General features: G+C 70.4%; 4 protein-coding genes and 1 pseudogene. 3 read left to right on the top strand and 2 right to left on the bottom strand.

Annotated elements, in window-relative coordinates; translation table 11 throughout:
* Window positions 1-160, bottom strand: a pseudogene (locus tag QQ657_RS56890) (fasciclin domain-containing protein); the annotation flags it as partial.
* 112 nt (window positions 161-272) lie between these two features.
* On the bottom strand, window positions 273-1,856 hold the full coding sequence (locus QQ657_RS56405; RefSeq protein WP_284750733.1) for a molybdopterin-dependent oxidoreductase: 1,584 nt from the start codon (window positions 1,854-1,856) through the stop codon (window positions 273-275).
* Window positions 1,857-2,057: 201 nt separating this feature from the next.
* On the opposite strand from QQ657_RS56405, the gene sigK reads away from it, so the two are divergent.
* The 3 genes from sigK (at window position 2,058) to QQ657_RS56390 (ending at window position 3,962) form a co-directional block, all read left to right on the top strand.
* Window positions 2,058-2,669 (top strand): ECF RNA polymerase sigma factor SigK, encoded by a 612-nt coding sequence (gene sigK / locus QQ657_RS56400; RefSeq protein WP_284750732.1) that lies wholly within the window; start codon window positions 2,058-2,060, stop codon window positions 2,667-2,669.
* Complete coding sequence (locus tag QQ657_RS56395; RefSeq protein ID WP_284750731.1) at window positions 2,666-3,376, top strand: anti-sigma factor; 711 nt, start codon at window positions 2,666-2,668, stop codon at window positions 3,374-3,376. Before sigK ends, QQ657_RS56395 begins: the two co-directional genes overlap by 4 nt.
* A gap of 151 nt (window positions 3,377-3,527) precedes the next feature.
* Window positions 3,528-3,962, top strand: a complete 435-nt coding sequence (locus tag QQ657_RS56390; protein WP_284750730.1) for an ATP-binding protein — start codon at window positions 3,528-3,530, stop codon at window positions 3,960-3,962.
* Window positions 3,963-4,313: the final 351 nt, after the last annotated feature.

The following is a 4,313-nucleotide window of genomic DNA, read 5'->3' as shown; positions in this document are numbered from 1 at the left end:
AGGCACCCGAGTCGGCGCTGGACGACGGCGCGGCCGCCGAGGAGGACGGCGCCGGGGCGCTGGAGCTGCCCGAAGAAGCGGTGTCGCTGCCGCTGCACGCGGTCAGGGTGAGGGCGGCGGCCGCGGTGAGGCCGATTCCGGCAATACGAAGCTTGCTCATGAAATTCACTCCATGGATTACGCGGCTGGGACGGGCGCTGAGCGGTTTCCGTCTTCTTGCTGGTGATTCGGAGCCCCGGCGCACCCGGATTGGTTGTGCGGAAAGGTTTTTCTCAGGCGGCCGTGAAGGTGACGTTGTGCCAGCCGGTCGCCCCGTCGGGCACGGTGCCGGCGCGCTGGTCGGTCTGCGTGTAGCCGGACTTGTCCGTGGCGCGGCAGAACACCTGGTGCACCCCGGCGGACAGGTCGACCTCGGCCCACCACATCCGCCAGGTATTCAGGTTGACCTCCTGCGACAGCATCGTCTCCTGCCACGGACCCTGGTCCACGCGCACCTCGACCTTTTCGATCCCGGTGTGCTGCGCCCAGGCGACCCCGGCGACGCGCACCTTTCCCTTCGGCACGTTGGCGAAACCGCGGTGGGAGTCGAACCGCGACTCCGTCTTGATCGGCGCCTCCCGGCTCCACCCCCGCTTCAGCCAGTAGGCCTGGCGCGCGTCCCACGTGGTGACCTCGATGTCCACGACCCATTTCGTCGCCGACACGTACCCGAACAGACCGGGGGTGACCAGCCGCGCCGGGAACCCGTGTTGCAGCGGCAACGGTTCGCCGTTCATGCCGATCGCGAGCATCGCCCCACGGCCGCGGTCCTGCGCCGCCGCGACGGGCGTACCCGACGTCCAGCCGTCGACGCTGGTGCAGAACAGCTGCTCGGCGCCGGGTTTCACGCCGGCTTCCTGCAAGAGGTCGGCCAGGTCGACGCCGATGAAGTTCGACGTGGACACGTAATCGCCGCCGACCTCGTTGGACACGCACGTCATCGTGACGGTGCGCTCGACCAGCGGCCGGCTGCGGATGTCCTGGTAGCTGTAGCGGATCTCGCGGTCGACCATGCCGTGCAGCCGCAGGCTCCAGTCCTCTGTGCGCACCTGCGGCACCGACAACGCAGTGTCCACGCGGTAGAACTTGTCGTTCGGCGTCAGGGACGGCGGGGTGCCGAGCTTCGAGAAATCCGCGTCGGCCGGGATCATCGGCGCCGTCCGCGCCGGGACGAGCTTGCCGACCGCCTCCCGGGACGCCGTCGCGTCGCGGGACGAGCTGATCAGCTGCCCGCCGAGCCCGGCCGCGCCGGCACCGACGACGACACCCGCGCCGCCGAGCAGGAACCGCCGCCGGGACGTCCCGGTCTTCTCGTCCGACTCCGGATCGCGCCACACACGCGGTGCGATCCGGTGCAGCACCAAGAAAACGGCGATGCCGACGACCAGGCTTGCGATCGGCGCGAGCAGCGCCACTGCCGTCAGGTCCGGTCGCTCGAAGACGGCAAAGGCACCGACCAGCCCGAAGAGGCCGATAGCCACGAGGCCGGGCACCGGCGACCGTCGCGAAAGGACACCCGCGAGCGCGGCGACACCCACCATGACCACGGCCATGCTGCCCAGCAGCACCAGCTTGTCGTAGGTGCCGAACGTGCGGACGGCGAAGTCCTTCAGCTCGACCGGGGTCAGGTCGATCGCGCCGTTGCCCACCGCCAGGTACGGCGAGGCGTTGATGCTGATGAACCCCGCGACCAGATGCCCCGCGGCCAACGCGGCGGCCAGTGCCAGGATCCCGGTGAACGCGGCCGCGAAGAACCGCAGCCGTATCTTCCCCGATGGCGCGGGCTTCTCGGGTCGGGCCAGTTCGGTGGCGGTCATGCGAGTCATTCGGCTCCGCGGCACCGGGGGTATTGGTGCCGTGACCTTCCCGACACCCACGACCACCCCGCTGGGTGAGCGGGTGGATCAATCGAGGCGGCGACCAATACGCGTCGCCGCCGACCTCGAAAGTCCGGAGACAGGCCGCTCGCAACGACCCGCTCGCGTCACAGGCTCGGCTCCGGCCGGGAAGGATTCAGCATGGCCGCCGCACGCGCCACCACCGTAGCCGTCCTCCGCCCACCCGCGGGCACGAGCCCGGACGTGCCGACCGCGCCCGAGGAACTCCTCGGGCGATCCGCACTCGGCGACGAGGAGGCTTTCGCCCTGCTCTACGACCAGCTCGTGAGCCCGATCTTCGGGACTGTGATGCAGGTGCTGCGCAACCGCGCACAGTCCGAAGAGGTCACCCAAGAGGTGCTGCTCGAGATCTGGCGCAAGGCAGCCCAGTTCGACCCCGCGCGGGCGAAGGTCAGCACCTGGGCCCTGACGATCGCCCACCGCCGGGCGATCGACCGGGTCCGCTCCGAACAGTCCGCCCGCAACCGGCAGGAACGATCCGACCTCCTCGACATGCGGCGCCCGTACGACGACGTCGCCGAATCCACGTTGTCCACTGTGGATCGCGATCTGGTCCGGCAGGCGTTGTCCGTCCTCACCGATCTGCAGCGGGAGTCGATCCTGCTGGCCTATTTCCAGGGACTCACCTGCCGTGAGGTCGCCGACAAGCTCGGCGTCAAGATCGGCACCGTCAAGACCCGCATGCGCGACGGCATGATCCGCCTGCGGGACGCGTTGGGAGCGACACGATGACCGCCGCCGAAGTCCACACCCTCACCGGTGCCTACGTCCTCGACGCCGTCACCGACCTCGAACGCGCCGCGTTCGACCGGCATCTGGCCGAATGCCCGACCTGCGCCGCGGAGGTCCGGGAGTTCCGGGAGACCGCCGCCCGCCTCGGCGCCGCGATGAACGCTGCCCCCGGCACGAGTTTGCGCAGCCGCGTTCTCACCGCCGTCGCCGAAACCCGGCAGCTCCCGCCCCGGGTGGACAATGCTCCGGCCACCGGACGGGCCTGGCGCAAACGCGCCACGGCAGTCGCCGCGTCGATCGCTGCCGCCGCGGCGATCCTGGTCGGCGGTGTCGGCATCGGCCTGTCGCAGGTGGACGGCACACCGGCGCCGGTCGCCGGCTTCGCCCAGGTCCAGGAGGCCTCGGACGCGGTGACCGTGCGGGCCGACGGCAGCGGCGGCGGGTCGGCCACCGCGACCCTGTCCCGGCAGCTGGGTCGGGTCGTCGTGGCCGAGCAGGGGCTGCCCGCGCTCGACGCCGCGCACTCCTATCAGGTGTGGCTGACCGGGCCGCGCGGCCCGCAATCGGCCGGGCTGCTGCCGGCCGGCGACGGGACGCTCACCGCCGTCCTCCCGGGCGACACCGACCGGATCGCCATCACCACCGAACCCGCGGCAGGCTCTCCGCAGCCGACCACGGCCCCGGTCGCACAGCTCCCGCTGGCCTGATCGAGCCGATCGGCTCGGATGTGGGTGACCCGCACGGCCTCACAAGCGGCGCCGGCGGAGCACTACTGGGCACCGCGGCGCGCGGTGGACCAATCCGTTGCCCGCCTCTGGCACGAACGCGAAAGGGAGACTGGAGGAGGCCGGATCGCGGATGGACTTGGACGATGAGCTGACCGGGTTGTGCCGACGGGTCGCGGCCGCGGCGGAGATCACGGTTCCCCTCCGCGACCGGCCCGACCTGCGCCAGGTGAGAACCGCGGTCATGGAAGCACTGACGTTCGGCGCGCACCCGGCCGACAACTTCGGCGGCGTGCTTCTCGTGATGGACGAGCTGGTGAGCAACGCCTACCGACACACCAGCGCGGTACGCCGGCTGCGGGTCACCCGTGCGGCCGGTACTTTCCTGATCGAGGTCAGCGACCACGATCCCGTGGTGCACCAGGTCCGGGCGCGGGAGTTCGGATGCGGCGCGTACGGACTCCGCCTCGTCGCTCAGCTGTCACTCGACTGGGGCGTCCGCGCGGACAGCGACGGCAAGGTGGTGTGGGCAATCGTCCCGATCGGTGTCCGCCCCTCCGAGATGTAGTGGTCCGCTGCCTTCACCAGTCTGTGGATCATCCCCTTCACCTGATCGGGTTATTCGTGAAGCCGGACCTGTCCGCTGCCGCGGCGGCCGCGAATACAGCACAACGAACCGCCGAAACGTTCCGGCGGTCAGCATCGAACCATCGGCACCGGGTCGTCCACAGTGGACTTCCCGGCCGCTCACTAGGAGTGATTTCTGTGACCAAGCTTCGTGTCGCCGGCATCGGTCTCGCCGCGGCTGCCGCGCTGACCCTGACCGCCTGTGGCAGCAGCGACACCGCGTCCTCGGGCAGCTCCAGCAGCGCCCCGGCCCCGACCAGCGCTCCGAGCACCGCCGGCTCGACCGGATCGC

The sequence above is a fragment of the Amycolatopsis ponsaeliensis genome (assembly GCF_030182635.1).
Classification (GTDB): domain Bacteria; phylum Actinomycetota; class Actinomycetes; order Mycobacteriales; family Pseudonocardiaceae; genus Amycolatopsis; species Amycolatopsis ponsaeliensis.
The sequence above is the reverse complement of the archived record's forward strand: the minus strand, read 5'-3'. Positions and strand labels throughout refer to the sequence as shown.